This window comes from Streptomyces sp. NEAU-sy36 (assembly GCF_013423905.1).
GTDB lineage: Bacteria > Actinomycetota > Actinomycetes > Streptomycetales > Streptomycetaceae > Streptomyces > Streptomyces misionensis.
The window spans coordinates 5,600,215-5,624,723 of the sequence record NZ_CP058977.1 but is presented as its reverse complement, the minus strand read 5'-3'; the positions used below and the strand labels follow the sequence as shown (position 1 = coordinate 5,624,723).

Below are 24,509 nucleotides of genomic sequence, written 5' to 3'. Positions count from 1 at the left end.
AGCCCGGACCCCGCCCGCCCCGGCGCCGCCCGCGGCGGTCGTCGCGGTCGGCGATCGGGAGGGCACCGCTCGTCGCCGCCGCTGTCCCGGATGCCCGGGTCTGCGTCGGCGGTTTGTGGGGCGGGGGGCGGATCGCCCATGATGATCGCGGCAAAGGGCGGGGCAGCGGGCGCGGGACGGGTCGTGAACGGCCGGTGAACACGGGCCCAGGACCATCCGATACCCTCTGCCGACATGCCGCCCGGGTGCCGCAGGCAGGGGGCGGCCCGCCACGCACACGACCGGCGCCGACGCGCCGGCACCCAGGGAGTGAGTTCGGTTGCCGACCGCCATCGTCACCGGTCAGCCGGTTCCCGGATCGCCGCTGGAGAGCGATCTGCGGTCCCTCGGCTTCGAGGTCCGGATGGCAGCGAGCACCGCCGAGGCGGAGACCCTCCTCGCCGCCGCTCCCGCGGGCGACCGCGTGGCCCTGGTCGACGCCCGCTTCGTCGGCCATCTGCACGCCCTGCGCCTCGGCCTCACCGACCCCCGCTTCCCGCTCGCCGCCGTCCCCGGCGCCGTCACCGCGCAGCCGGCCGCCCGCCAGGCGCTGACCCGGGCCGTGGCCCGTGACACCTCCTCCGGCGGCGGCACCGCGGTCGCCGTCGACAGCATCGCCGACCGCGTCGTCGCCGAACTGGACGCCGACGGCAGCGAGGTCCACCGCCCCGAGCTGGGCAGCCTCGTCGCCGTCGTACCCACCGACCCGCAGGCCCGCAACGAGGCCCGGCAGTCGGTCGCCGCCGTGGACGACGAGGCCGTACGCCTGAAGTCGGCCGTGAAGTCCCGCGACGGCTTCTTCACCACGCACTTCATCAGCCCGTACTCGCGCTACATCGCCCGCTGGTGCGCCCGCCGCGGGCTGACCCCGAACCAGGTCACCACCGCCTCGCTGCTCACCGCGCTGATCGCGGCCGGCTGCGCGGCCACCGGCACCCGCGGCGGATTCATAGCCGCCGGCGTGCTGCTGATCGCCTCCTTCGTGCTGGACTGCACCGACGGCCAGCTCGCCCGCTACGCCCTGAAGTACTCCACCCTCGGCGCCTGGCTCGACGCCACCTTCGACCGGGCCAAGGAGTACGCCTACTACGCCGGCCTCGCGCTCGGCGCCGCCCGCGGCGGCGACGACGTGTGGGCCCTCGCCCTCGGCGCGATGGTCCTGCAGACCTGCCGGCACGTGGTCGACTTCTCGTTCAACGAGGCCAACCACGACGCCACCGCCAACACCAGCCCCACCGCCGCCCTCTCCGACAAGCTGGACAGCGTCGGCTGGACGGTCTGGGTGCGCCGGATGATCGTGCTCCCGATCGGCGAGCGGTGGGCGATGATAGCGGTCCTGACGGCGGCCACCACGCCCCGGATCACCTTCTACGTGCTGCTCGTCGGCTGCGCCTTCGCCGCCGCGTACACCACCGCCGGCCGCGTGCTGCGCTCCCTGACCCGCAGGGCGCGCCGCACCGACCGCGCCGCCCTGGCGCTGGCGGACCTGGCCGACTCCGGCCCGCTCGCCGAGGCGGTCGGGCGCGTTGTCCGCGGGGGCCTGCCCGGACTCGCCGTGCCCGCCGTCGCCCTCCTCGGCGGCGCCGCGGTCGTCGCCTGCGCGGCCTTCTCCGGCTTCGGCTCGGCGCTGCCGGTGGTCGGCGCCCTGGTCTACGTCCTCACCTCGGTCCTCGCCGTCGCCCGCCCGCTCAAGGGCGCCCTCGACTGGCTGGTCCCCCCGTTCTTCCGGGCCGCCGAGTACGGCACCGTCCTCGCCCTCGCGGGCAAAGCGGGGGTGAACGGGGCTCTTCCCGCGGCTTTCGGGCTGGTGGCGGCGGTCGCCTACCATCACTACGACACGGTGTACCGGATCCGTGGCAACGCGGGAGCGCCCCCGGCCTGGCTGGTGCGCTCCATAGGGGGGCACGACGGGCGGACCCTGCTCGTCGCCGCCCTGGCCGCGGTGCTCACCGGCGCGCAGTTCAAGGTCGCGCTCACGGTCCTCGCCGTGGTCGTCGCCCTGGTGGTGCTCCTGGAGAGCATCCGCTTCTGGGTGTCCGCAGGGGCGCCCGCCGTACACGACGAAGGAGAACCCGCATGATCGGCCTCGTGCTGGCGGCCGGCGCCGGACGGCGTCTGCGCCCCTACACGGACACCCTGCCCAAGGCGCTGGTGCCGGTGGGGCCCGCGGGCATAGAGGGCGAGCCCACGGTTCTCGACCTCACCCTCGGCAACTTCGCCGAGATCGGCCTGACCGAGGTCGCGGTCATCGTCGGCTACCGCAAGGAAGCCGTCTACGAGCGCAAGGCCGCCCTGGAGGCCAAGTACGGCCTCAAGCTCACCCTCATCGACAACGACAAGGCCGAGGAGTGGAACAACGCCTACTCCCTGTGGTGCGGCCGTGACGCCCTCAAGGACGGCGTGATCCTCGCCAACGGCGACACCGTGCACCCGGTCTCCGTCGAGAAGACCCTGCTCGCCGCACGCGGCGACGGCAAGCGGATCATCCTCGCGCTGGACACCGTGAAGTCCCTGGCGGACGAGGAGATGAAGGTCGTCGTCGACCCCGCGAAGGGCATGACGAAGATCACCAAGCTGATGGACCCGGCCGAGGCGACCGGCGAGTACATCGGCGTCACCCTCATCGAGGGCGACGCCGCCGCCGAACTGGCCGACGCGCTGAAGACGGTCTGGGAGACCGACCCGCAGCAGTTCTACGAGCACGGCTACCAGGAACTGGTCGACCGCGGCTTCCGGATCGACGTCGCGCCGATCGGCGAGGTCGACTGGGTCGAGATCGACAACCACGACGACCTGGCCAGGGGACGGGAGATCGCGTGCCGCTACTGACCCGGCTGATTCCCTCCCCGGTCGTCGTCGACATCCGCCCGGGCGCGCTGGACGACCTGGGCGGTGTCCTCGCGGACGAGCGCATCTCCCAGTCGGGCCGGCTCGCCGTCGCCGTCAGCGGCGGCTCCGGCGCCCGGCTGCGTGAGCGCATCGCCCCCTCGCTGCCGGGTGCCACCTGGTACGAGGTCGGCGGCGGCACCCTGGACGACGCGGTGCGCCTCGCGGGCGAGATGAAGTCCGGCCACTACGACGCGGTGGTCGGGCTCGGCGGCGGAAAGATCATCGACTGCGCCAAGTTCGCCGCGGCCCGTATCGGCCTGCCGCTGGTCGCCGTCCCGACCAACCTCGCGCACGACGGCCTGTGCTCACCGGTCGCCACCCTCGACAACGACGCGGGACGCGGCTCCTACGGTGTGCCGAACCCGATCGCGGTCGTCATCGACCTGGACGTGATCCGCGAGGCCCCGGCCCGCTTCGTCCGGGCCGGCATCGGCGACGCCATCTCCAACGTCAACGCGATCGCGGACTGGGAGCTGTCCCACCGCGTCAACGGCGAGAAGATCGACGGCCTCGCCGCGGCCATGGCCCGCCAGGCGGGCGAGGCGGTGCTGCGCCACCCCGGCGGCATCGGGGACAACGATTTCCTCCAGGTGCTCGCCGAGGCGCTCGTCCTCAGCGGCATCTCGATGTCGATCTCCGGCGACTCCCGCCCGTCCTCCGGCTCCTGCCACGAGATCAACCACGCCTTCGACCTGCTGTTCCCCAAGCGGGCCGCCGCCCACGGCGAGCAGTGCGGGCTCGGCGCGGCCTTCGCCATGTATCTGCGCGGGTCCCACGAGGAGGCCGCGCACACGGCCGGGGTGCTGCGCCGGCACGGGCTCCCGGTACTGCCGGAGGAGATCGGATTCACGGTGGACGAGTTCGTCCGCGCCGTGGAGTTCGCCCCCGAGACCCGGCCGGGCCGCTACACCATCCTCGAACACCTCGACCTCAAGCCGAACCAGATCAAGGACATCTACGCCGACTATGTCAAGGCCATCGGTAGCTGAACTCCGTCCGGTCGTCCACCCCGCCGGGGTGAAGGACCGGCGCAGCGGTGAGCATTGGGCGGGACGCCTCTACATGCGCGAGGTGTCCCTGCGCATCGACCGCTACCTGGTGAACACCAAGGTCACGCCCAACCAGCTCACGTACCTGATGACCGTCTGCGGTGTGCTCGCGGCCCCGGCCCTGCTGGTGCCGGGGATCCCGGGCGCCGTGCTCGGCGTGGTCGCCACCCAGCTGTACCTGCTGCTGGACTGCGTCGACGGCGAGATCGCCCGCTGGAAGAAGCAGTACTCGCTCGGCGGGGTCTACCTGGACCGCGTCGGCGCCTATCTGACCGACGCGGCCGTGCTGGTCGGCCTCGGGCTGCGGGCCGCCGACCTGTTCGGCAGCGGCCGCATCGACTGGCTGTGGGCCTTCCTCGGCACCCTGGCCGCGCTCGGCGCGATCCTCATCAAGGCGGAGACCGACCTGGTCGGCGTCGCCCGGCACCAGACCGGCAGGCCGCCGGTGCAGGAGTCCGCGGCCGAGCCGCGCTCCTCCGGGATGGCGCTGGCCCGCCGCGCCGCCTCCGCGCTGAAGTTCCACCGGCTGATCCTCGGCATCGAGGCCTCGCTGCTGATCGTGGTCCTCGCCATCGCCGACCAGATCCACGGCGACCTGTTCTTCACCCGGCTCGGCACCGCGGTCCTCGCGGGCATCGCGATGCTCCAGACCCTGCTGCACCTGGTGTCCATCCTCGCCTCCAGCAGGCTGAAGTGAGCGCCGTGAAGGTCGGCGCCGTCATCATCACCATGGGCAACCGGCCCGCGGAGCTGCGCGCCCTGCTCGACTCGGTCGCGGGGCAGCACGGCGACCCGGTCGAGGTGGTCGTCGTCGGCAACGGCTCGCCGGTGCCCGACGTCCCCGAGGGCGTCCGCACCGTCGAGCTGCCGGAGAACCTGGGCATCCCGGGCGGCCGCAACGTCGGCATAGAGGCCTTCGGGCCCGGCGGCCGCGACGTCGACATCCTGCTCTTCCTGGACGACGACGGACTGCTCGCCCGGCAGGACACCGCCGAGCTGTGCCGCGAGGCCTTCGCCGCCGACCCCGGACTGGGCATCATCAGCTTCCGCATCGCCGACCCGGAGACCGGGACGACGCAGCGCCGCCACGTGCCGCGGCTGCGCGCCTCCGACCCGATGCGCTCCTCGCGCGTCACCACCTTCCTGGGTGGCGCCAACGCGGTGCGCACCAAGGTCTTCGAGGAGGTCGGCGGGCTGCCGGCCGAGTTCTTCTACGCGCACGAGGAGACCGATCTCGCCTGGCGGGCGCTGGACGCCGGCTGGCTGATCGACTACCGCTCCGACATGGTGCTGTACCACCCGACGACCGCGCCCTCGCGGCACGCCGTCTACCACCGCATGGTGGCCCGCAACCGCGTCTGGCTCGCCCGGCGCAACCTCCCGGCCCTGCTCGTCCCCGTCTACCTCGGCGTCTGGCTGCTGCTCACCCTGGCCCGCCGTCCCTCCCGGGAGGCCCTGCGGGCCTGGTTCGGCGGCTTCAAGGAGGGCTGGACCGCGTCCTGCGGTCCGCGGCGCCCGATGCGCTGGCGCACGGTCTGGCGGCTCACCCGGCTGGGCCGGCCCCCGGTCATCTGAGAAGCTTCTTACCTGAACAGCAAGCTTCTTACCGAGAGAGTCCGGGTTCTTACTCGTGAGTCACACTACGCATGACGGCGGTGTCGCGGTGAGCGCGATACCGTCGCCCGACGCGGGGCTGACGCCGGCCGAGCTGGCCGCCAAGTACGGTCTCGCCGTCAGCGGCGCCCGCCCCTCGCTGGCGGAGTACGTCCGCCGGCTGTGGAGCCGGCGCCACTTCATCCTCGCCTTCTCCCAGGCGAAGCTGACGGCGCAGTACAGCCAGGCGAAGCTGGGCCAGCTGTGGCAGGTCGCCACCCCGCTGCTGAACGCGGCCGTGTACTACTTCATCTTCGGCGTCATCCTGCACGCCAGCCGGGGCATGTCCTCCGACGTGTACATCCCGTTCCTGGTCACCGGCGTGTTCGTGTTCACCTTCACGCAGAGCTCGGTGATGTCGGGCGTCCGGGCCATCTCCGGGAACCTCGGGCTCGTGCGCGCCCTGCACTTCCCGCGCGCCTCGCTGCCGATCTCCTTCTCGCTCCAGCAGCTCCAGCAGCTGCTCTTCTCGATGATCGTGCTGTTCATCGTGGCGATCGGCTTCGGCAGCTACCCCGGCCCGTCCTGGCTGCTGATCGTGCCGGTGCTGCTGCTGCAGTTCCTGTTCAACAGCGGGCTCGCGCTGATCGTGGCCCGGCTGGGCGCCAAGACGCCGGACATGGCCCAGCTGATGCCGTTCGTGCTGCGCACCTGGATGTACGCCTCGGGCGTGATGTTCTCCATCAGCAAGATGATGGAGGGCCGCTCGGAGCTGGCGGTCCGGTTGCTCCAGGTCAACCCGGCCGCGGTCTACATGGACCTGATGCGCTTCGCGCTGATCGACGGCTACGACGCCTCGAACCTGCCGCCGCACGTATGGGCCATCGCCGGGTTCTGGGCTGTGGTGATCTTCGCGGGCGGTTTCGTGTACTTCTGGAAGGCGGAGGAGCGGTACGGCCGTGGCTGAGCAGAACACCGCAGAGGACCGGCGCCCGACGGTCATCGCCGACGACCTGCACATCGTCTACCGGGTCAACGGCGCGAAGACCGGCAAGGGCAGCGCGACGGCGGCCCTGAGCCGCATCCTCAAGCGGGGCGAGGAGCGCGGCGTGCGCAAGGTGCACGCCGTGCGCGGGGTCTCCTTCGTCGCCTACCGCGGCGAGGCCATCGGCCTGATCGGCTCCAACGGCTCCGGCAAGTCCACCCTGCTGCGCGCCATCGCGGGCCTGCTGCCCGCCGAGAAGGGCAAGGTCTACACCGACGGCCAGCCCTCCCTGCTGGGCGTGAACGCGGCCCTGATGAACGATCTGACCGGTGAGCGCAATGTGATCCTGGGCGGCCTCGCCATGGGCATGTCGCGGGAGCAGATCAAGGAGCGCTATCAGGAGATCGTGGACTTCTCGGGCATCAACGAGAAGGGCGACTTCATCACCCTGCCGATGCGTACCTACTCCTCCGGAATGGCCGCCCGGCTGCGTTTTTCCATCGCCGCCGCCAAGGACCACGACGTCCTCATGATCGACGAGGCGCTGGCCACCGGTGACCGCAAGTTCCAGAAGCGTTCCGAAGAACGCATCCGTGAACTGCGCAAGGAGGCCGGCACGGTGTTTCTGGTCAGCCACAACAACAAGTCCATCCGTGACACCTGCAATCGCGTCCTGTGGCTGGAACGTGGTGAGCTGCGCATGGACGGGCCGACCGAAGAGGTTCTCAAGGAGTACGAGAAGTTCACCGGCAAGTGACCCGTTTCGGCCAAGGCCCCGTCGGCAACCTCCCGGCGGGGCCCCGCGTCTGCAAAGGAAGTGTCAACTCCGGTGCCCGTCAGGAATCTTGAAGCCAATCGGTGTGTTGTTGTGATCTGCGGGACACCCCCCCGAAGCTCGATGCGTTGTACAACGTAAGCTGTACCGGCGCCGGAAAGCGGCAAGTGGGGGGATAACGCGCGACGCCTCGCGTCGGTGAACCCTGCGAATTGCCGGGCGGCGTGTCCGAAATAGTGTGTATTGGGTCGGCAGTGTAGAACGGGAGATGTGACGGCAATGGCTACGGAAACTCCCCAGCTCAACGCAGCATGTGCCGTCCCCGCCGCGGGCAGCGCCCGATGACGGCCACCACGACGGCGCCGGACCCGGAGCGCGCCACCCTCGACAAGGCCGCGAGCGAGAACTTCCCCGTGGCCCCCTTCTTCCTCCCCCGCGACTGGCGCGACGACCTCATGGCGGTCTACGGCTTCGCCCGTCTGGTGGACGACATCGGCGACGGTGACCTCGCCCCCGGCGGCGCCGACGCCCGTCTGCTCGGCGTGTCGGCCACGGAGGCCGAGGACCGCCTGGTGCTGCTCGACGCCTTCGAGGCCGATCTGCGCCGCGTCTTCGACGCCACTCCGCGCCACCCCCTGCTGCGCCGGCTGCAGCCCGTCGTACGCCGGCGCGCGCTCACCCCCGAGCCGTTCCTCGGGCTGATCGCCGCCAACCGCCAGGACCAGCTCGTCACCCGCTACGAGACCTACGACGACCTCCTCGCCTACTGCGAACTCTCCGCCAACCCCGTCGGCCGCCTCGTCCTCGCCGTCACCGGCACCTCGACCCCCGAGCGGATCCGTCTGTCCGACGCGATCTGCACCGCGTTGCAGATCGTGGAACACCTCCAGGACGTGGCCGAGGACCTCGGCCGCGACCGGATCTACCTTCCGGCCGAGGACATGAGGCGCTTCCACGTCAGCGAAACGGACCTGTCCGCGAAAACCGCGGGCGCATCGGTGCGCGCCCTGGTTGCATACGAAGCGCAACGCGCCCGCGATCTGCTGAATGAAGGCGCCCCCCTGGTGGGTAGCGTCCACGGCAGGTTGAAGCTGCTGCTCGCAGGGTTCGTGGCGGGGGGGAAGGCGGCGATCCACGCGATCACCGCCGCCGAATACGACGTACTTCCCGGCCCGCCCAAGCCAGGCAAGGTCCAGTTGCTGCGTGAGACGGGCTTGATTCTGCGAGGAGAGGGGTGATCCGGACCGTGGAGTCTCCGTCGCACGTGTCCGCACCAGTACTCGCCGCCTACCGCTACTGCGAGACGGTGACCGGACAGCAGGCCCGCAACTTCGCGTACGGCATCCGGCTGCTGCCCACACCGAAGCGGCGCGCCATGTCGGCGCTGTACGCGCTGTCCCGGCGGGTGGACGACATCGGCGACGGCGACCTTGCCGACGAGGTGAAGCTGGCGCGGCTCGGCGAGACCCGCGCCCTGCTCGCCCGGGTCCGCGAGGGCGACGTCGCGGAGGACGACACCGACCCGGTGGCGGTCGCCCTCGCCCACGCCGCGAGCGCCTTCCCGATCCCGCTCGGCGGCCTGGACGAACTGATCGACGGCGTCCAGATGGACGTGCGCGGGGAGACCTACGAGACCTGGGACGACCTCAAGGTCTACTGCCGCTGTGTCGCCGGTGCCATCGGCCGCCTCTCGCTCGGCGTGTTCGGCACCGAACCGGGTGCCCGCGGCGCCGAGCGCGCCCCCGAGTACGCCGACACGCTCGGTCTCGCGCTCCAGCTCACCAACATCCTCCGCGACGTGCGCGAGGACGCCCTGGGCGGCCGCACCTATCTGCCCGCCGACGACCTGGCCAAGTTCGGCTGCTCGGCCGGGTTCGACCGGCCGACGCCCCCGGAGGGCTCGGACTTCGCCGGCCTGGTCCACTTCGAGGTGCGGCGGGCCCGCGCCCTGTTCGCCGAGGGCTACCAGCTGCTGCCCATGCTCGACCGGCGCAGCGGTGCCTGCGTGGCCGCCATGGCCGGCATCTACCGCCGGCTGCTCGACCGCATCGCGCGCGACCCGGAGGCCGTGCTGCGCGGCCGGGTCTCGCTGCCCGGGCACGAGAAGGCCTACGTCGCCGTGCGCGGTCTGTCCGGCCTCGACACACGGCATGTCACCCGCCACGGCTCCGGCCGGCCCGTCAGGAGGCGCGCCTGATGGACCTCACCGAACCAGGGGACATCCCGCAGGCAACCCCGCGCCACGGCGTGGCGTCACTGACTGCGACGACCGCACGTGCACCGTTCAACCAGCACGTTCGGCACGCACGGAAGGACGCACCATGAACGACGGCGCACCCACCGCGCCCACCCCGGACGACGGCGGACGGGCAGCCCGCAGCGCCGTCGTGGTCGGCGGCGGCCTCGCCGGTGTCACCGCGGCGCTCGCCCTGGCCGACGCGGGCGTCCGCGTCACCCTGCTCGAAGGCAGGCCCAGGCTGGGCGGCCTCGCCTTCTCCTTCCAGCGCGGCGAACTGACCGTCGACAACGGCCAGCACGTGTACCTGCGCTGCTGCACCGCCTACCGCTGGTTCCTCGACCGGATCGGGGGAGCGGAGCTGGCACCGCTGCAGGACCGCCTGGACGTGCCCGTCGTGGACCTCGCCAAACCCGAGGGCAGACGGCTCGGCCGGCTGCGGCGCGACCCGCTGCCCGTCCCCCTCCACCTGGGGCGCAGCCTGGCCGCCTATCCGCACCTCTCGCTCGCCGAGCGCGCCGCGGTCGGGCGGGCCGCGCTCGCGCTGAAGGGACTCGACCCGGCCGATCCGGACCTGGACTCCCAGGACTTCGGCAGCTGGCTGGCCGCCCACGGCCAGTCGGCGCGTGCCATCGAGGCCCTGTGGGACCTGGTCGGGGTCGCCACCCTCAACGCGGTCGCGGGCGACGCCTCACTGGGGCTCGCCGCGATGGTGTTCAAGACCGGTCTGCTGTCCGACCCGGGCGCGGCCGACATCGGCTGGGCCCATGTGCCGCTGGGCGAACTGCACGACCGGCTGGCCCGCAAGGCGCTCGACTCCGCGGGCGTGCGTACCGAGGTCCGTTCACGCGTCACCTCCGTCTCTGCCATGGAGAACGGTGGCTGGCGCGTGGAGGTTCCCGGTGAGCGCCTGGAATCCGACGCGGTCGTCCTCGCCGTGCCGCAGCGCGAGGCGCACGCGCTGCTGCCGCCCGGCGCCCTCGACGCCCCCGAGCGACTACTCGGCATCGGCACCGCGCCGATCCTCAACGTGCACGTCGTCTACGACCGCAAGGTGCTCGCGCGGCCCTTCTTCGCCGCCCTCGGCACCCGCGTGCAGTGGGTCTTCGACCGCACCCACGCCTCCGGGCTGCGCTCGGGCCAGTACCTCGCGCTGTCCCAGTCGGCCGCGCAGGACGACATCGATCTCCCGGTCGCCGAGCTGCGCAGGCGCTACCTCCCGGAGTTGGAAAGGCTCATTCCGGGCACGCGCGGCGCCGTGCCGAAGGACTTCTTCGTGACCCGGGAGCGCACGGCCACGTTCGCGCCCGCCCCCGGCGTCGGCAGGCTGCGGCCCGGCGCCCGCACCAAGGCCCCCGGCCTGTACCTGGCCGGAGCGTGGACCGCCACCGGGTGGCCCGCGACCATGGAGAGTGCGGTCCGCAGTGGGGTGAGCGCCGCCGACGCCGCGCTGAGCGCCCTGGGACGGCCCCGCCCGAGCCGCCTGTTCGCCTTCGAGGAGGCGGCCTGATGGCCCATCAACCGCCGGCGGCAGGCCGCCCCCGCACCTTCGGTACCGCAACAAGAGGAGAGACTGTGCCCACTGTGCCCCCGGCCTCGACGGAGACCGCGGTGGACGTCACCGCGCTGCTGGAGCGCGGCCGGACCCTGGCCACACCGGTCCTGCGTGCGGCCGTCGACCGCCTGGCTCCTCCCATGGACACCGTCGCCGCCTACCACTTCGGCTGGATCGACGCCGCCGGCAACCCGGCCGCCGGGGACGGCGGCAAGGCCGTGCGCCCCGCGCTCGCCGTGCTCTCCGCCGAGGTCACCGGCGCCGCGCCCGAGGCCGGCGTGCCCGGCGCCGTGGCCGTCGAACTCGTCCACAACTTCTCGCTGCTGCACGACGACCTGATGGACGGCGACGAGCAGCGCCGGCACCGCGACACCGTCTGGAAGGTGCACGGCCCCGCCCAGGCCATCCTGGTCGGCGACGCGCTGTTCGCCCTGGCCAATGAGGTCCTGCTGGAGCTCGGCACGGTCGAGGCCGGCCGCGCCACCCGCCGGCTCACCTCCGCCACCCGCGCCCTGATCGACGGTCAGGCGCAGGACATCTCCTACGAGCACCGCGACCGCGTCAGCGTCGAGGAGTGCCTGGAGATGGAGGGCAACAAGACCGGCGCGCTGCTCGCCTGCGCCTCCTCCATCGGCGCCGTGCTCGGCGGCGCCGACGACGCCACGGCCGACGCGCTGGAGCGCTACGGCTACCACCTCGGCCTCGCCTTCCAGGCCGTGGACGACCTGCTCGGCATCTGGGGCGACCCGGACGCCACCGGCAAGCAGACCTGGAGCGATCTGCGCCAGCGCAAGAAGTCGCTGCCGGTGGTGGCCGCCCTCGCGGCCGGCGGCCCCGCCTCCGAGCGGCTCGGCGAGATCCTCGCCGCGGACGCCAAGAGCAGCGATTTCGAGAACTTCTCCGAGGAGGAGTTCGCGGCCCGCGCCGCCCTCATCGAGGAGGCGGGCGGCCGCGAATGGACGGCCGAGGAAGCGCGCCGTCAGCACACCATCGCCATCAGCGCCCTCGACGCGGTCGGCATGCCGGACCGGGTACGGGCCGCCTTCACGGCCCTCGCCGACTTCGTCGTCGTACGAAAGAGATGATCACTATCGGCCGAACAAGCCTCGCGTAGTCGCCGGCCGGTGTCGCGGAACACCCGCACACCGGCCGACGGCGGACCCACAGCAGCACGACTCGCACGACTGCACGAAGGGGAAGCCATGACAGCGACGACCGACGGAAGCACCGGGGCCACCTTGCCGTCCCGCGCTGCCGCGGCCAGCCACGCCACCCTCACGACCCCCGAGGCGGCCGGGGTACCGGAAGCCGCCGCTCGCGCCGCCCGGCGCGCCACCGACCACCTGCTCGCCAAGCAGGACGCCGAAGGCTGGTGGAAGGGCGACCTGGAGACCAACGTCACCATGGACGCCGAGGACCTCCTGCTCCGCCAGTTCCTGGGCATCCAGGACGAGAAGACCACGCAGGCCGCCGCGAAGTTCATCCGCGGCGAGCAGCGCGAGGACGGCACCTGGGCCACCTTCTACGGCGGCCCCGGCGAACTGTCCACCACGATCGAGGCGTACGTCGCCCTGCGCCTGGCCGGCGACACGCCCGAGGCCCCGCACATGGCCAAGGCCTCCGCCTGGATCCGTGAGCGCGGCGGCATCGCCGCCTCCCGGGTCTTCACCCGGACCTGGCTGGCCCTGTTCGGCTGGTGGAAGTGGGAAGACCTGCCGGAGATGCCGCCGGAGCTGATCTGGTTCCCGAAGTGGATGCCGCTGAACATCTACGACTTCGGCTGCTGGGCCCGGCAGACGATCGTGCCGCTCACCATCGTCTCGGCCAAGCGTCCGGTGCGCCCGGCGCCCTTCGCCCTGGACGAGCTGCACACCGACCCGGCCGACCCCAACCCGGCCAAGCCCGTCGCGCCGCTGGCCAGTTGGGACGGCGCCTTCCAGCGCCTGGACAAGAAGCTCCAGCAGCTGCGCAAGGTGGTTCCGCGCCGGGTGCGCAAGGCCGCGATGAACGCCGCCGCCCGCTGGATCATCGAGCGGCAGGAGAACGACGGCTGCTGGGGCGGCATCCAGCCCCCGGCCGTGTACTCGATCATCGCCCTGCACCTGCTCGGCTACGACCTCGAACACCCGGTGCTGCGCGAGGGACTGGCCTCGCTGGACCGGTTCGCCGTGTGGCGCGAGGACGGCGCGCGGATGATCGAGGCGTGCCAGTCCCCGGTGTGGGACACCTGCCTCGCCACCATCGCGCTGGTCGACGCCGGACTGCCCGCCGACCACCCGCAACTGGTGAAGGCGGCCGACTGGCTGCTCGGTGAGGAGATCGTCCGGCCCGGCGACTGGGCCGTACGCCGCCCCCAACTTCCGCCGGGCGGCTGGGCGTTCGAGTTCCACAACGACAACTACCCGGACATCGACGACACCGCCGAGGTCTCCCTCGCGCTGCGCCGGGTCCGCCACCACGACCCCGAGCGGGTGGACCGGTCCATCGGCCGCGCGGTGCGCTGGAACCTCGGCATGCAGTCGCGCAACGGCGCGTGGGGCGCCTTCGACGTCGACAACACCAGCCCGTTCCCCAACCGGTTGCCGTTCTGCGACTTCGGCGAGGTCATCGACCCGCCCTCCGCGGACGTCACCGCGCACGTGGTGGAGATGCTGGCCGCCGAGGGCCTGGCCGACGACCCGCGCACCCGGCGCGGCATCGCCTGGCTGCTCGCCGAACAGGAGGAGAACGGCGCCTGGTTCGGCCGCTGGGGCGTCAACTACATCTACGGCACCGGCTCGGTGGTCCCCGCGCTCACCGCGGCCGGACTGCCCGGCTCGCACCCGGCGATCCGGCGGGCGGTGGCCTGGCTGGAGTCGGTGCAGAACGACGACGGCGGCTGGGGCGAGGACCTGCGTTCCTACAAGCACGCCCGGGAATGGTGCGGCCGGGGCGCCTCCACGCCCTCGCAGACCGGGTGGGCGCTGATGGCGCTGCTCGCGGCGGGGGAGAAGGGCTCCGAGGCCGTGGAGCGGGGCGTCAAGTGGCTGGCGGACAACCAGCGCGAGGACGGCACCTGGGACGAGCCGTACTTCACCGGTACCGGCTTCCCCTGGGACTTCTCCATCAACTACCACCTGTACCGCCAGGTCTTCCCGCTCACCGCCCTCGGCCGCTATCTGCACGGCGACCCCTTCGAGCGGCAGCTGCTCGCCAAGGCCGCCCGGCCCAGGGTCGGGCGGCCCGAGCAGGCCGAACCGGCCGGGTCGTCGCTCTCCGAGGCCAAGGGGAGCTGATGTGAACGTCCAGCCCGCACCGGTTCCGCTGCTGATCGCCTGCGCGCTCGGCATCGAGCACCTCGCCCTGCGCTCGGGCGATCGCAGCGGGGCCGGCGGGCCGGTCACGTTCGTGCGCACGGGGATGGGGCCGCGGGCGGCTCAGCGGTCCCTCACCCGGCAGCTGTCCCAGCCCGCGCTCGCCGGTGCCGCCGTGGTGGCCACCGGTTTCTGCGCCGGGCTGGCCCCCGGCATGCACCCCGGCGACCTGGTGGTCGCCGAGGAGACCCGGGACCCGCACGGGACCGTCCCGTGCGCCGGCACCGAACTGCTGGTCAAGGAGCTCGCGCGGTTGCTGCCCGGCCGCACGGTGCACACCGGCCCGCTCACCGGCTCCGACCATGTCGTCCGCGGTCCCGAACGGTCCGCCCTGCGCGCGACCGGCGCGATCGCGGTCGACATGGAATCCGCGGCCACGCTGCTCAGCGCCGTGCGCGCGGGCGAGCGCCCGGTCGCGGCGGTCCGGGTGGTCGTGGACGCTCCCGAACACGAACTCGTCCGGATCGGTACGGTCCGCGGTGGAATATCAGCCTTCCGCGTTCTTCGTTCCGTACTTCCCGCATTTTTCGAATGGCACCGTTCTTTGCTGCTCCCCCGGAGGTGAGCCAGATGGCCATGCCGTTGCGCCAGTCCATCAAGGTCGCTACATACCTGGCTGAACAGAAGCTCCGCAAGCGGGACAAGTTTCCGCTCATTGTCGAGCTGGAACCGCTCTTCGCCTGCAACCTGAAGTGCGAGGGCTGCGGCAAGATCCAGCACCCCGCCGGTGTGCTCAAGCAGCGCATGCCGGTCGCCCAGGCGGTGGGCGCGGTGCTGGAATCGGGTGCTCCGATGGTCTCCATCGCGGGCGGCGAGCCCCTGATGCACCCTCAGATCGACGAGATCGTGCGGCAGTTGGTGGCCAGGCGGAAGTACGTCTTCCTCTGCACCAACGCGATGCTGCTGCGCAAGAAGATGGACAAGTTCAAGCCCTCGCCGTACTTCGCCTTCACGGTGCACATCGACGGGCTGCGCGAGCGGCACGACGAGTCGGTGGCGAAGGAGGGTGTGTTCGACGAGGCGGTCGCCGCCATCAAGGAGGCCAAGCGGCGCGGCTTCCGGGTGACCACCAACTCCACCTTCTTCAACACCGACACCCCGCAGACCATCGTCGAGGTGCTCGATTACCTCAACGACGACCTGAAGGTGGACGAGATGATGATCTCGCCCGCCTATGCCTACGAGAAGGCCCCGGACCAGGAGCACTTCCTGGGCGTCGAGCAGACCCGCGAGCTGTTCCGGAAGGCGTTCTCCGGCGGCAACCGCAGGAAGTGGCGGCTCAACCACTCGCCGCTCTTCCTGGACTTCCTGGAGGGCAAGGTCGACTTCCCGTGCACCGCGTGGGCGATCCCGAACTACTCGCTCTTCGGCTGGCAGCGCCCCTGCTACCTGATGAGCGACGGGTACGTGCCGACGTACCGCGAGCTGGTGGAGGACACCGACTGGGACAAGTACGGCCGCGGCAAGGACCCGCGCTGCGACAACTGCATGGCGCACTGCGGCTACGAGCCCACGGCCGTGCTCGCCACCATGGGCTCCCTCACGGAGTCGCTGCGGGCCCTGCGCGAGACGGTCTCCGGAAACCGGGAGTGACCCGATGACCGCCGTTCCCTTGGGAGTCCCCGAGGTACCGGCCCGGTCCCTGGCCCCGCGGCGGCAGTCGCGGCGGATCCAGGTCGGGCCGGTGGCGGTCGGGGGCGGAGCCCCCGTGTCGGTGCAGTCGATGACGACGACCCGTACGTCCGACGTCGGCGCCACCCTCCAGCAGATCGCCGAACTGACCGCGTCCGGCTGCCAGATCGTCCGGGTCGCCTGCCCCACGCAGGACGACGCGGACGCCCTGGCGGTCATCGCGCGCAAGTCGCAGATCCCGGTGATCGCGGACATCCACTTCCAGCCCAAGTACGTCTTCGCCGCCATCGAGGCCGGCTGCGCCGCGGTCCGCGTCAACCCGGGCAACATCAAGAAGTTCGACGACCAGGTCAAGGAGATCGCCCAGGCCGCCAAGGACCACGGCACCCCGATCCGCATCGGTGTGAACGCCGGCTCCCTGGACAAGCGCCTGCTCCAGAAGTACGGCAAGGCCACGCCGGAGGCGCTGGTCGAGTCCGCGCTGTGGGAGGCGTCCCTCTTCGAGGAGCACGACTTCCGCGACATCAAGATCTCCGTCAAGCACAACGACCCGGTCGTGATGATCGAGGCCTACCGGCAGCTCGCCGCGCGGTGCGACTATCCGCTGCACCTGGGTGTCACGGAGGCCGGCCCTGCCTTCCAGGGCACCATCAAGTCGGCCGTGGCGTTCGGGGCGTTGCTCGCGGAGGGCATCGGCGACACCATCCGCGTGTCGCTGTCCGCGCCCCCGGCCGAGGAGGTCAAGGTAGGCATCCAGATCCTGGAGTCCCTGAATCTGCGCCAACGCCGCCTGGAGATCGTCTCCTGCCCGTCCTGCGGCCGTGCCCAGGTGGACGTCTACCGGCTCGCCGACGAGGTCACGGCCGGCCTGGACGGCCTCGAAGTGCCGCTGCGCGTCGCGGTGATGGGCTGTGTGGTCAACGGGCCGGGCGAGGCCCGTGAAGCAGACCTAGGAGTTGCCTCAGGCAACGGAAAGGGGCAGATTTTCGTCAAGGGCGAGGTCGTCAGGACCGTGCCCGAGTCAAAGATCGTCGAGACCCTGATCGAGGAGGCACAGCGGCTCGCCGAGCAGACGAAGTGAGGCCACGCACAAGCACAGAGCAAGAGGGGGCCACGAACGTGACGATTCTGGAGACGATCCGGCAACCGCGGGACCTGAGGGCGCTGTCCGGGGAGCAACTCGGGGTACTGGCCGAGGAGATACGCGAGTTCCTGGTGCACGCGGTGGCACGGACCGGCGGTCATCTCGGGCCCAACCTGGGGGTGGTGGAACTCACCATCGCGCTGCACCGGGTCTTCGAGTCGCCGGTCGACCGGATCCTGTGGGACACCGGCCACCAGACCTATGTCCACAAACTCCTGACCGGACGTCAGGACTTCTCCAAGCTGCGCGGCAAGGGCGGACTGTCCGGTTACCCCTCGCGCGAGGAGTCCGAGCACGACGTCATCGAGAGCAGCCACGCCTCCGCCGCGCTCGGCTGGGCCGACGGCCTCGCCAAGGCCCGCCAGGTGAAGGGGGAGCGGGGCCATGTGGTCGCGGTCGTCGGGGACGGCGCGCTGACCGGAGGCATGGCCTGGGAGGCGCTGAACAACATCGCGGACGCCCCGGACCGCCCGCTGATCATTGTCGTCAACGACAACGCGCGCTCCTACGCGCCCACCATCGGCGGGCTCGCCGACCACCTCGCCACCCTGCGCACCACCGACGGCTACGAGAAGGTGCTGGCCTGGGGCAAGGAGATGCTCCAGCGGACCCCGGTCGTCGGCGGCACCCTCTACGAGTCCCTGCACGGCGCGAAGAAGGGCTTCAAGGACGCCTTCGCCCCGCAGGGGCTCTTCGAGGACCTGGGCCTGAAGTACGTCGGGCCGGTCGACGGGCACGACACCGGGGCCGTCGAGTCCGCGCTGCGCCGCGCCAAGCGCTTCCACGGCCCCGTGCTGGTGCACTGCCTGACCGAGAAGGGCCGCGGCTACGAGCCCGCGCTCGCCGACGAGTTGGACCGCTTCCACGCGATCGGCGTGATGGACCCGCTGACCTGCGAGCCACTCGGCACCTCCGCCGGGCCGTCCTGGACCTCGGTGTTCGGCGAGGAGATCGTCCGGCTCGGAGAGGAGCGGGAGGACCTCGTCGCGCTCACCGCCGCCATGCTGCACCCGGTCGGCCTCGGTGCCTTCGCCGAGCGCTTCCCGGACCGGGTGTGGGACGTGGGCATCGCCGAACAGCACGCGGTGGCCTCCGCCGCCGGGCTGGCCACGGCCGGGCTGCACCCCGTCGTGGCCCTCTACGCCACCTTTCTCAACCGCGCCTTCGACCAAGTGCTGATGGACGTCGCCCTGCACCGCTGCGGGGTCACCTTCGTGCTCGACCGGGCCGGCGTCACCGGCCCCGACGGCGCCTCCCACAACGGCATGTGGGACATGTCGATCCTCCAGGTGGTGCCCGGCCTGCGGATCGCCGCCCCGCGCGACGCCGCGCAGCTGCGCGCCCAGCTGCGCGAGGCGGTCGCGGTGGACGACGCGCCCACCGTGCTGCGCTTCCCCAAGGAGTCCGTCGGCCCGGACATCCCGGCGGTCGACCGGGTCGGCGACATGGACGTGCTGCACCGCGGCGAGCGGCCGAAGGTGCTCCTGGTCGCCGTCGGCGTGATGGCGCAGGTGTGCCTCGGGGCCGCGGAACTCCTCGCGTCGGGCGGCACATCGAGCACGGTGGTGGACCCGAGGTGGGTCAAACCCGTCGACCCCGCACTTCCCCGACTCGCCGCCGAGCACCGCCTGGTGGCCGTGGTGGAGGACAACAGCCGCGCCTCCGGCGTCGGTTCGGCCGTGGCACAGGCCCTCGCGGATGCCGGAGTGGACGTACCGGTACGGCAGTTCGGCATCCCGGACCAGTTCCTGGCGCACGCCAAGCGCAGCGAGGTACTGGCCGACATCGGCCTCACCCCGGTGGAGATCGCCGGACGCATTTCAGCGAGCCTGGCCGTCAAGGACATCGACGGCACCGTCAAGGAGAGTGAATGACCACGGAGTTCGACCTCGGCGCCCTGCTCGCCGAGCGCGGAGCCGAGCGATACGAGCTGCACAGCCGGTACCTCAACCCGCAGCTGCCGCGCATGCTGCACACCATCGGCTTCGACAAGGTCTACGAGCGCGCCGAGGGCGCCCACTTCTTCGACGCCGAGGGCAACGACTACCTGGACATGCTCGCCGGCTTCGGGGTGATGGGCCTCGGCCGGCACCACCCGGTCGTCCGCAAGGCCCTGCACGACGTCCTCGACCTGGACCTCGCCGACCTCACCCGGTTCGACTGCCAGCCGCTGCCCGGGCTCCTCGCCGAGCGGCTGCTCGCCCACACCCCGCACCTGGACCGGGTGTTCTTCGGCAACAGCGGCACCGAGGCGGTCGAGACGGCCCTGAAGTTCGCCCGCTACGCCACCGGCAGGCCGCGCGTCCTGTACTGCGACCACGCCTTCCACGGACTGACCACCGGCTCGCTGTCCGTCAACGGCGAGACGGGCTTCCGCGACGGCTTCGCCCCGCTGCTGCCCGACACCGCCGTACCCCTCGGTGATCTCGACGCCCTGGCACGGGAGTTGAAGAAGGGCGACGTGGCCGCGCTGATCGTGGAGCCGATCCAGGGCAAGGGCGTGCACGAGGCCCCGCCCGGTTATCTCCGCGCCGCGCAGGAGTTGCTGCACAAGCACAAGGCGCTGCTGATCGCCGACGAGGTGCAGACCGGTCTCGGCCGCACCGGCGACTTCTACGCCTACCAGCACGAGGACGGCGTGGAGCCCGACCTGGTGTGCGTCGCCAAGGCACTGTCCGGCGGCTACGTACCGGTCGGCGCGACCCTCGGCAAGGACTGGGTCTTCAAGAAGGTCTACTCCTCCATGGACCGCGTCCTGGTCCACTCGGCAAGCTTCGGTTCCAACGCGCAGGCGATGGCGTGCGGGCTCGCCGTGCTGTCGGTGATGGAGCAGGAGCAGATCGTCGCGAACGTGCGCACCACGGGCGAGCTGCTCAAGTCCCGCCTCACCGAGCTGATCGACAAGTACGAGCTGCTCGCCGACGTCCGCGGCCGGGGCCTGATGATCGGCATCGAGTTCGGCAAGCCGTCCTCGCTGAAGCTGCGCAGCCGCTGGGCGATGCTCCAGGCCGCGCGCAAGGGCCTGTTCGCACAGATGGTCGTCGTGCCGCTGCTCCAGCGGCACCGGATCCTCACCCAGGTCTCCGGTGATCACCTCGAAGTGATCAAGCTGATCCCGCCGCTGGTCCTGAACGAGGCCGACGTGGACCGGTTCGTCGACGCTTTCACCGCGGTCATGGACGACGCCCACAGCGGCGGCGGCCTGATGTGGGACTTCGGCAAGACCCTGATCAAGCAGGCCGTCGCCAACCGGTGACCGCTCAGCCCGGGCTCAGCAGGAGGAAGGGGTAGAGGAACCCGGCCGCGCCGAGAGTGGGTCCGGTGGCGGCCGGCCACATCCTGCCGACCCGTCGGCGGGCCTGCTTTTGCCTCACAGGCAATAAATTTGCCCCACAGGCAAGGGTGGGGCTGAATGGAGGCATGAACGCCTCAGATGCCGCGTCGCCGGCGGCGGGCCAGGGCGACGATCTGCCCGCCGTCGCACCGCAACTGCGCGCACTGCGCCGTCGGGCCGGTCTCACCCTGGAGGCCGCAGCCCGGGACGCCGGACTCTCGCCGGCGCATCTGTCCCGGCTGGAGACCGGGCAGCGGCAGCCCTCGCTGCCGATGCTGCTCGCGCTCGCCCGCATCTACGGTACGACGGTCTCCGAACTCCTCGGCGAGCGGGTGGCCGACCAGAACGCGATCGTCCGGGCCGCCGACATGGACCCGACACGCGCCGCCGGCTGGACCTATTTCCAGGCCGGCGCCCCCGGCCGCGGCATGCAGGCCCTGCGGGTGCACGCGCCGTACGGCACACAGGGCGACATCGTGCGCGTCCACCCCGGCGAGGAATGGCTCTACGTCCTCAAGGGACGGCTGAGGCTGCGCCTCGGCGACGCCACGCACCTGCTCGCCCCCGGCGACAGCGCCCATTTCGACTCGCTCACCCCGCATCGCCTCGCCGCCGAGGACCCGGACGGCGTGGAGCTGCTGTTCGTCCACACCCTGCTGCAGAGCCCCACGACCGCCTTGTGCCTGGGGCACTTGAACGGAGAGCTGCCATGAGCGACCTCGAGACCAAGTTCCCCCGGTCCCTGTGGATCCGTCTGATCATCTACATCGCCCTCGGACACGTCCTGGCCGCGTTCCTCTACCTGCTGTTCGCGGTCGGGGGCAAGGGCTGAGGGCCTCTCGTCCGGGTGTGTCAGTCGATCAAGCGCGCCCGCAGCCGCTCCCGCGTCGCCGGGGTGAGCCGCAGGCCCCGCTCCAGATAGGCGTCCACGCCGCCCCAGGTCTCCTCGATGCTGTCGAAGGCGGCCGACAGGTACTCGGCGCGGGCGTCGAAGAGCGGGCTGAGGAGCTCCATCACCTCGGGCGTGTACGCCGTCTCGGCGCTGCCGCTGCGGCGCACCTTGTAACGGCGGTGCTTGGCGTTGGACTCCAGGTAGTCCGCCACGATCGCGTCGCGCTCCACGCCCACCGCGAGCAGCGTCACCGCTATGGAGACACCCGCGCGGTCCTTGCCGGCCGCGCAGTGCAGCAGCGCGGGCACGCTGTCCTCGGCGATCGCGTGCAGCACCCGGGAGTGCTCGCCGGTGCGCTCCTTGACGATCGACCGGTACGAGGCCACCATCCTGGCCGCGCCCTTGCCGTCGTCCAGGATCGCGCGCAGCTGGTCCAGATCGCCGTCGCGGACCATCTTCCAGAACTCCGCGCCGTCCGCCGGGTCGCTCAGCGGCAGGTTCACATTGCGCACGCCGGGCAGCGCGACGTCCGGGCCCTCCAGCTTCTGGTCGGCCGCGTTGCGGAAGTCGAAGATCGTGTGCAGGCCCAGCGAGGCGAGGAAGGCCGCGTCCTCGGCGGTGGCGTGCGCCAGGTGCCCGCTGCGGTACAGCACACCCTGCCGCACCCGGCGTCCGTCCACGGTCGGCAGCCCGCCGACATCACGGAAATTGCGCACACCGGCCAGCTCCGGCTCGGTCGACGGGACCTGCTGCGTCACGGGGGCTCCTCCCGATCGGTTCCCGCCGTCACGGCTCGCGGCGGGCGCTGCGACGACCATACGGCATTGATTTCCCGGGGCAATGAGTTGTCCACAGGGCATTGCCGGGAGGGACGGACGGGGCCATGATGCGCGTACTTGTCCGGTTCCGTCGGCGGCGGTGAGGTCTTGATGACGGACATCTCGGAAGACGGCCGTACCTGGCTGCTGTCGGGCCCCACCAGCGGCTACGCACTGCACCTCACCGCCGCGCACGAACTGGTGCACCTGCACTGGGGGCCGCGGATCACCCTCGCGGACGCCGAGGCCCTCGCCGCGCGCCCGCTGCCCGGATACCGGCCCTTCGAGTCACCGCTCGACGGCCGTGAGGAGTACCCGGTCGAGGGCGGACCGCGCTTCGTGCGCCCGGCCCTGTCCGTGCGCACCGCCGAGCGGCGCGGCACCGAGTGGCGCTTCGTGTCGTACGACACCTCGGGCGAGGGGGACGGGCTGCGGCTGCGCTTCGCGGACGACGGGCTCGCGATCACCCTGCACTACCGGATGCGCGGCGACGTGCTGGAACGCCGGGTCACCCTGGACAACGAGGGGCCGCAACCGGTGGAACTGCTGCGCGCCGACGCGGCCACCTGGACCCTGCCCGACCGCGAGGGCTGGCGGCTGTCCCGGCTGCACGGCCGCTGGGCCGCCGAGTCCCGGCTCACCACCGCCCCCCTCACCTACGGCGAGTACGTCATCGGCAGCCGCCGCGGCCACACCGGCCACCAGCACCTGCCGTGGGTCGCGCTCGACACCGACGCCACCGAGGAACACGGCGAGGTCTACGGCTGCGCGCTCGGCTGGTCCGGCTCCTGGCGCATCGCCGTCGCCCAACTCCCCGACGCCCGCGTGCAGATCACCGGCGGCGCCGGACACGACGACTCGGGGCTCAGGCGGCTCGCGCCCGGGGAGTCGTACACCACCCCGGTCTTCGCGGGGCTCTACAGCGACGGCGGCTTCGGCGGGGCGAGCCGCGCCTGGCACGCCTACCAGCGGGCGCACGTCGTCCCGGACGCCGAGCGGGACCGGCCGGTGCTCTTCAACTCCTGGGAGGCGACGGCCTTCGACATCTCCGAGCGGCAGCAGTCCGCCCTCGCCCGCCGGGCCGCCGCGCTCGGCGTGGAACTCTTCGTGGTGGACGACGGCTGGTTCGGAGCCCGCACCAGCGACCGCGCCGGGCTCGGCGACTGGACCCCCAACCCCGACCGCTTCCCGCACGGCCTGCGGCCCCTCGCCGAACAGGTGCACGCCCTCGGCATGGGGTTCGGCATCTGGGTCGAACCGGAGATGGTCAACCCGGACAGCGAGCTGTACCGGGCGCACCCCGACTGGGTCCAGTACCAACCCGGCCGCACCCGGACGGAGTTCCGCAACCAGCTGGTCCTCAACCTCGCCCGCGAGGACGTCCGGGAGTACGTGGAGCAGCGGCTCGACGCGCTGCTCTCCAGCGCCCCGATCGACTTCGTGAAGTGGGACTTCAACCGCTGCTTCACCGACGCCGGCTGGCCCGGGGAGCCGTATCCGCAGCGGCTGTGGACGGACCACGTGCACGCTTTCTACGGCCTGCTGGACCGGCTGCGCGCCGCCCACCGCGGCGTCGCCTTCGAGTCCTGCTCGGGCGGCGGCGGGCGGATCGACCTCGGGGTGCTGGGCCGCACCGACCAGGTGTGGACCTCCGACAACACCGACCCGCTGGACCGGCTCGCCATCCAGTACGGCTTCGGCCAGCTCCATCCCGCCCGGGTCATGGCCGCCTGGGTCACCGACAGCCCGAACACCCAGCTCAACGGCCGCGTCAGCAGCCTGCGGTTCCGGTTCGTCAGCGCCATGGCGGGCGTCCTCGGCATCGGCGGCGACCTCGGCCGGTGGACCGAGGAGGAACTCGCCGAGGCCCGGCGGTGGGTGGCCCTGTACAAGGAGATCCGCCCGCTGGTCCAGCGCGGCGACCTGTACCGGCTGCGGCCCCCGACCGGCGGGCTCTGCGCGGTGCAGTACCTGCTGGGGGACGAGACCGTGGTCCTCGCCTGGCTCCAGGCGCAGCGCTACGGCGAACCCGCGCCGGCACTGCGGCTGCGCGGCCTCGACCCGGCGGCGTCGTACGCGTGCCCGGAGACGGGGGAGGTGCACCGGGGAGCGGTCCTGCTGCACCACGGGCTGCGCACCGGGCTGACCGGCGACCTGGACGCGACGGTGCTCAGGCTGCGGCGTATCTGAGCGGCAACAGCCCTGGCAGCGGGCG

General features: G+C 71.6%; 22 protein-coding genes. 21 read left to right on the top strand and 1 reads right to left on the bottom strand.

The window, feature by feature from the left end:
* Positions 1 to 319 precede the first annotated feature (319 nt).
* The 20 genes from HZZ00_RS24565 to HZZ00_RS24475 all read left to right on the top strand — a co-directional run bounded on the left by HZZ00_RS24565 (position 320) and on the right by HZZ00_RS24475 (position 21,416).
* Positions 320 to 2,119 carry a DUF5941 domain-containing protein gene (locus tag HZZ00_RS24565; protein WP_180328492.1) on the top strand — a complete coding sequence of 600 codons (1,800 nt, stop codon included), beginning with the start codon at positions 320 to 322 and terminating at the stop codon, positions 2,117 to 2,119.
* Positions 2,116 to 2,868 carry a sugar phosphate nucleotidyltransferase gene (locus tag HZZ00_RS24560; RefSeq protein ID WP_070029559.1) on the top strand — a complete coding sequence of 251 codons (753 nt, stop codon included), beginning with the start codon at positions 2,116 to 2,118 and terminating at the stop codon, positions 2,866 to 2,868. Before HZZ00_RS24565 ends, HZZ00_RS24560 begins: the two co-directional genes overlap by 4 nt.
* Positions 2,856 to 3,917, top strand: a complete 1,062-nt coding sequence (locus tag HZZ00_RS24555) for an iron-containing alcohol dehydrogenase family protein (RefSeq protein WP_180328491.1) — start codon at positions 2,856 to 2,858, stop codon at positions 3,915 to 3,917. Before HZZ00_RS24560 ends, HZZ00_RS24555 begins: the two co-directional genes overlap by 13 nt.
* Positions 3,895 to 4,674: a CDP-alcohol phosphatidyltransferase family protein gene (locus HZZ00_RS24550; RefSeq protein WP_074996282.1), complete on the top strand. Its 780-nt coding sequence runs from the start codon at positions 3,895 to 3,897 to the stop codon at positions 4,672 to 4,674. Before HZZ00_RS24555 ends, HZZ00_RS24550 begins: the two co-directional genes overlap by 23 nt.
* A 32-nt stretch (positions 4,675 to 4,706) precedes the next feature.
* A complete protein-coding gene (locus HZZ00_RS24545; protein WP_180333685.1) occupies positions 4,707 to 5,552 on the top strand; it encodes a glycosyltransferase family 2 protein in 846 nt (281 codons plus the stop codon).
* A 55-nt stretch (positions 5,553 to 5,607) separates the two neighbouring features.
* A complete protein-coding gene (locus HZZ00_RS24540) occupies positions 5,608 to 6,537 on the top strand; it encodes an ABC transporter permease (RefSeq protein WP_180328490.1) in 930 nt (309 codons plus the stop codon).
* A complete protein-coding gene (locus HZZ00_RS24535) occupies positions 6,530 to 7,312 on the top strand; it encodes an ABC transporter ATP-binding protein (RefSeq protein ID WP_180328489.1) in 783 nt (260 codons plus the stop codon). Before HZZ00_RS24540 ends, HZZ00_RS24535 begins: the two co-directional genes overlap by 8 nt.
* A 359-nt stretch (positions 7,313 to 7,671) precedes the next feature.
* Complete coding sequence (gene hpnC, locus HZZ00_RS24530) at positions 7,672 to 8,568, top strand: squalene synthase HpnC (RefSeq protein WP_180328488.1); 897 nt, start codon at positions 7,672 to 7,674, stop codon at positions 8,566 to 8,568.
* On the top strand, positions 8,565 to 9,527 hold the full coding sequence (hpnD, locus tag HZZ00_RS24525; protein WP_180328487.1) for a presqualene diphosphate synthase HpnD: 963 nt from the start codon (positions 8,565 to 8,567) through the stop codon (positions 9,525 to 9,527). Before hpnC ends, hpnD begins: the two co-directional genes overlap by 4 nt.
* Positions 9,527 to 9,655 carry a DUF6380 family protein gene (locus HZZ00_RS39270; protein ID WP_374028480.1) on the top strand — a complete coding sequence of 43 codons (129 nt, stop codon included), beginning with the start codon at positions 9,527 to 9,529 and terminating at the stop codon, positions 9,653 to 9,655. Before hpnD ends, HZZ00_RS39270 begins: the two co-directional genes overlap by 1 nt.
* The gene (gene hpnE, locus HZZ00_RS24520) at positions 9,652 to 11,076 is read left to right on the top strand and encodes a hydroxysqualene dehydroxylase HpnE (protein ID WP_180328486.1); all 1,425 of its coding nucleotides are present in this window, start codon (positions 9,652 to 9,654) and stop codon (positions 11,074 to 11,076) included. The genes HZZ00_RS39270 and hpnE overlap by 4 nt, the downstream gene beginning before the upstream one ends.
* A complete protein-coding gene (locus tag HZZ00_RS24515) occupies positions 11,076 to 12,206 on the top strand; it encodes a polyprenyl synthetase family protein (protein ID WP_180328485.1) in 1,131 nt (376 codons plus the stop codon). Before hpnE ends, HZZ00_RS24515 begins: the two co-directional genes overlap by 1 nt.
* A 117-nt stretch (positions 12,207 to 12,323) precedes the next feature.
* A complete protein-coding gene (gene shc, locus HZZ00_RS24510; protein WP_257585244.1) occupies positions 12,324 to 14,396 on the top strand; it encodes a squalene--hopene cyclase in 2,073 nt (690 codons plus the stop codon).
* A 1-nt stretch (position 14,397) separates the two neighbouring features.
* Positions 14,398 to 15,039 (top strand): 1-hydroxy-2-methyl-2-butenyl 4-diphosphate reductase, encoded by a 642-nt coding sequence (locus HZZ00_RS24505; protein WP_180328484.1) that lies wholly within the window; start codon positions 14,398 to 14,400, stop codon positions 15,037 to 15,039.
* Between the two features lie 5 nt (positions 15,040 to 15,044).
* Positions 15,045 to 16,067: an adenosyl-hopene transferase HpnH gene (gene hpnH, locus HZZ00_RS24500; RefSeq protein ID WP_180328483.1), complete on the top strand. Its 1,023-nt coding sequence runs from the start codon at positions 15,045 to 15,047 to the stop codon at positions 16,065 to 16,067.
* 4 nt (positions 16,068 to 16,071) lie between these two features.
* A complete protein-coding gene (gene ispG / locus HZZ00_RS24495) occupies positions 16,072 to 17,187 on the top strand; it encodes a flavodoxin-dependent (E)-4-hydroxy-3-methylbut-2-enyl-diphosphate synthase (RefSeq protein WP_180328482.1) in 1,116 nt (371 codons plus the stop codon).
* Positions 17,188 to 17,225: 38 nt separating this feature from the next.
* Positions 17,226 to 19,124 carry a 1-deoxy-D-xylulose-5-phosphate synthase gene (gene dxs, locus HZZ00_RS24490; protein WP_180328481.1) on the top strand — a complete coding sequence of 633 codons (1,899 nt, stop codon included), beginning with the start codon at positions 17,226 to 17,228 and terminating at the stop codon, positions 19,122 to 19,124.
* The gene (locus HZZ00_RS24485; protein WP_070029573.1) at positions 19,121 to 20,506 is read left to right on the top strand and encodes an aspartate aminotransferase family protein; all 1,386 of its coding nucleotides are present in this window, start codon (positions 19,121 to 19,123) and stop codon (positions 20,504 to 20,506) included. Before dxs ends, HZZ00_RS24485 begins: the two co-directional genes overlap by 4 nt.
* A 164-nt stretch (positions 20,507 to 20,670) precedes the next feature.
* Positions 20,671 to 21,297 (top strand): helix-turn-helix domain-containing protein, encoded by a 627-nt coding sequence (locus HZZ00_RS24480; protein ID WP_070029574.1) that lies wholly within the window; start codon positions 20,671 to 20,673, stop codon positions 21,295 to 21,297.
* Positions 21,294 to 21,416 carry a DUF6126 family protein gene (locus HZZ00_RS24475; RefSeq protein WP_070029575.1) on the top strand — a complete coding sequence of 41 codons (123 nt, stop codon included), beginning with the start codon at positions 21,294 to 21,296 and terminating at the stop codon, positions 21,414 to 21,416. The genes HZZ00_RS24480 and HZZ00_RS24475 overlap by 4 nt, the downstream gene beginning before the upstream one ends.
* A 20-nt stretch (positions 21,417 to 21,436) precedes the next feature.
* Here HZZ00_RS24475 and HZZ00_RS24470 read toward each other — a convergent pair whose 3' ends face one another.
* On the bottom strand, positions 21,437 to 22,234 hold the full coding sequence (locus HZZ00_RS24470; RefSeq protein WP_180328480.1) for a tyrosine-protein phosphatase: 798 nt from the start codon (positions 22,232 to 22,234) through the stop codon (positions 21,437 to 21,439).
* Between the two features lie 171 nt (positions 22,235 to 22,405).
* Between HZZ00_RS24470 and HZZ00_RS24465 the strand changes: the two genes are divergently transcribed.
* Positions 22,406 to 24,484 (top strand): alpha-galactosidase, encoded by a 2,079-nt coding sequence (locus HZZ00_RS24465; RefSeq protein ID WP_180328479.1) that lies wholly within the window; start codon positions 22,406 to 22,408, stop codon positions 24,482 to 24,484.
* Positions 24,485 to 24,509: the final 25 nt, after the last annotated feature.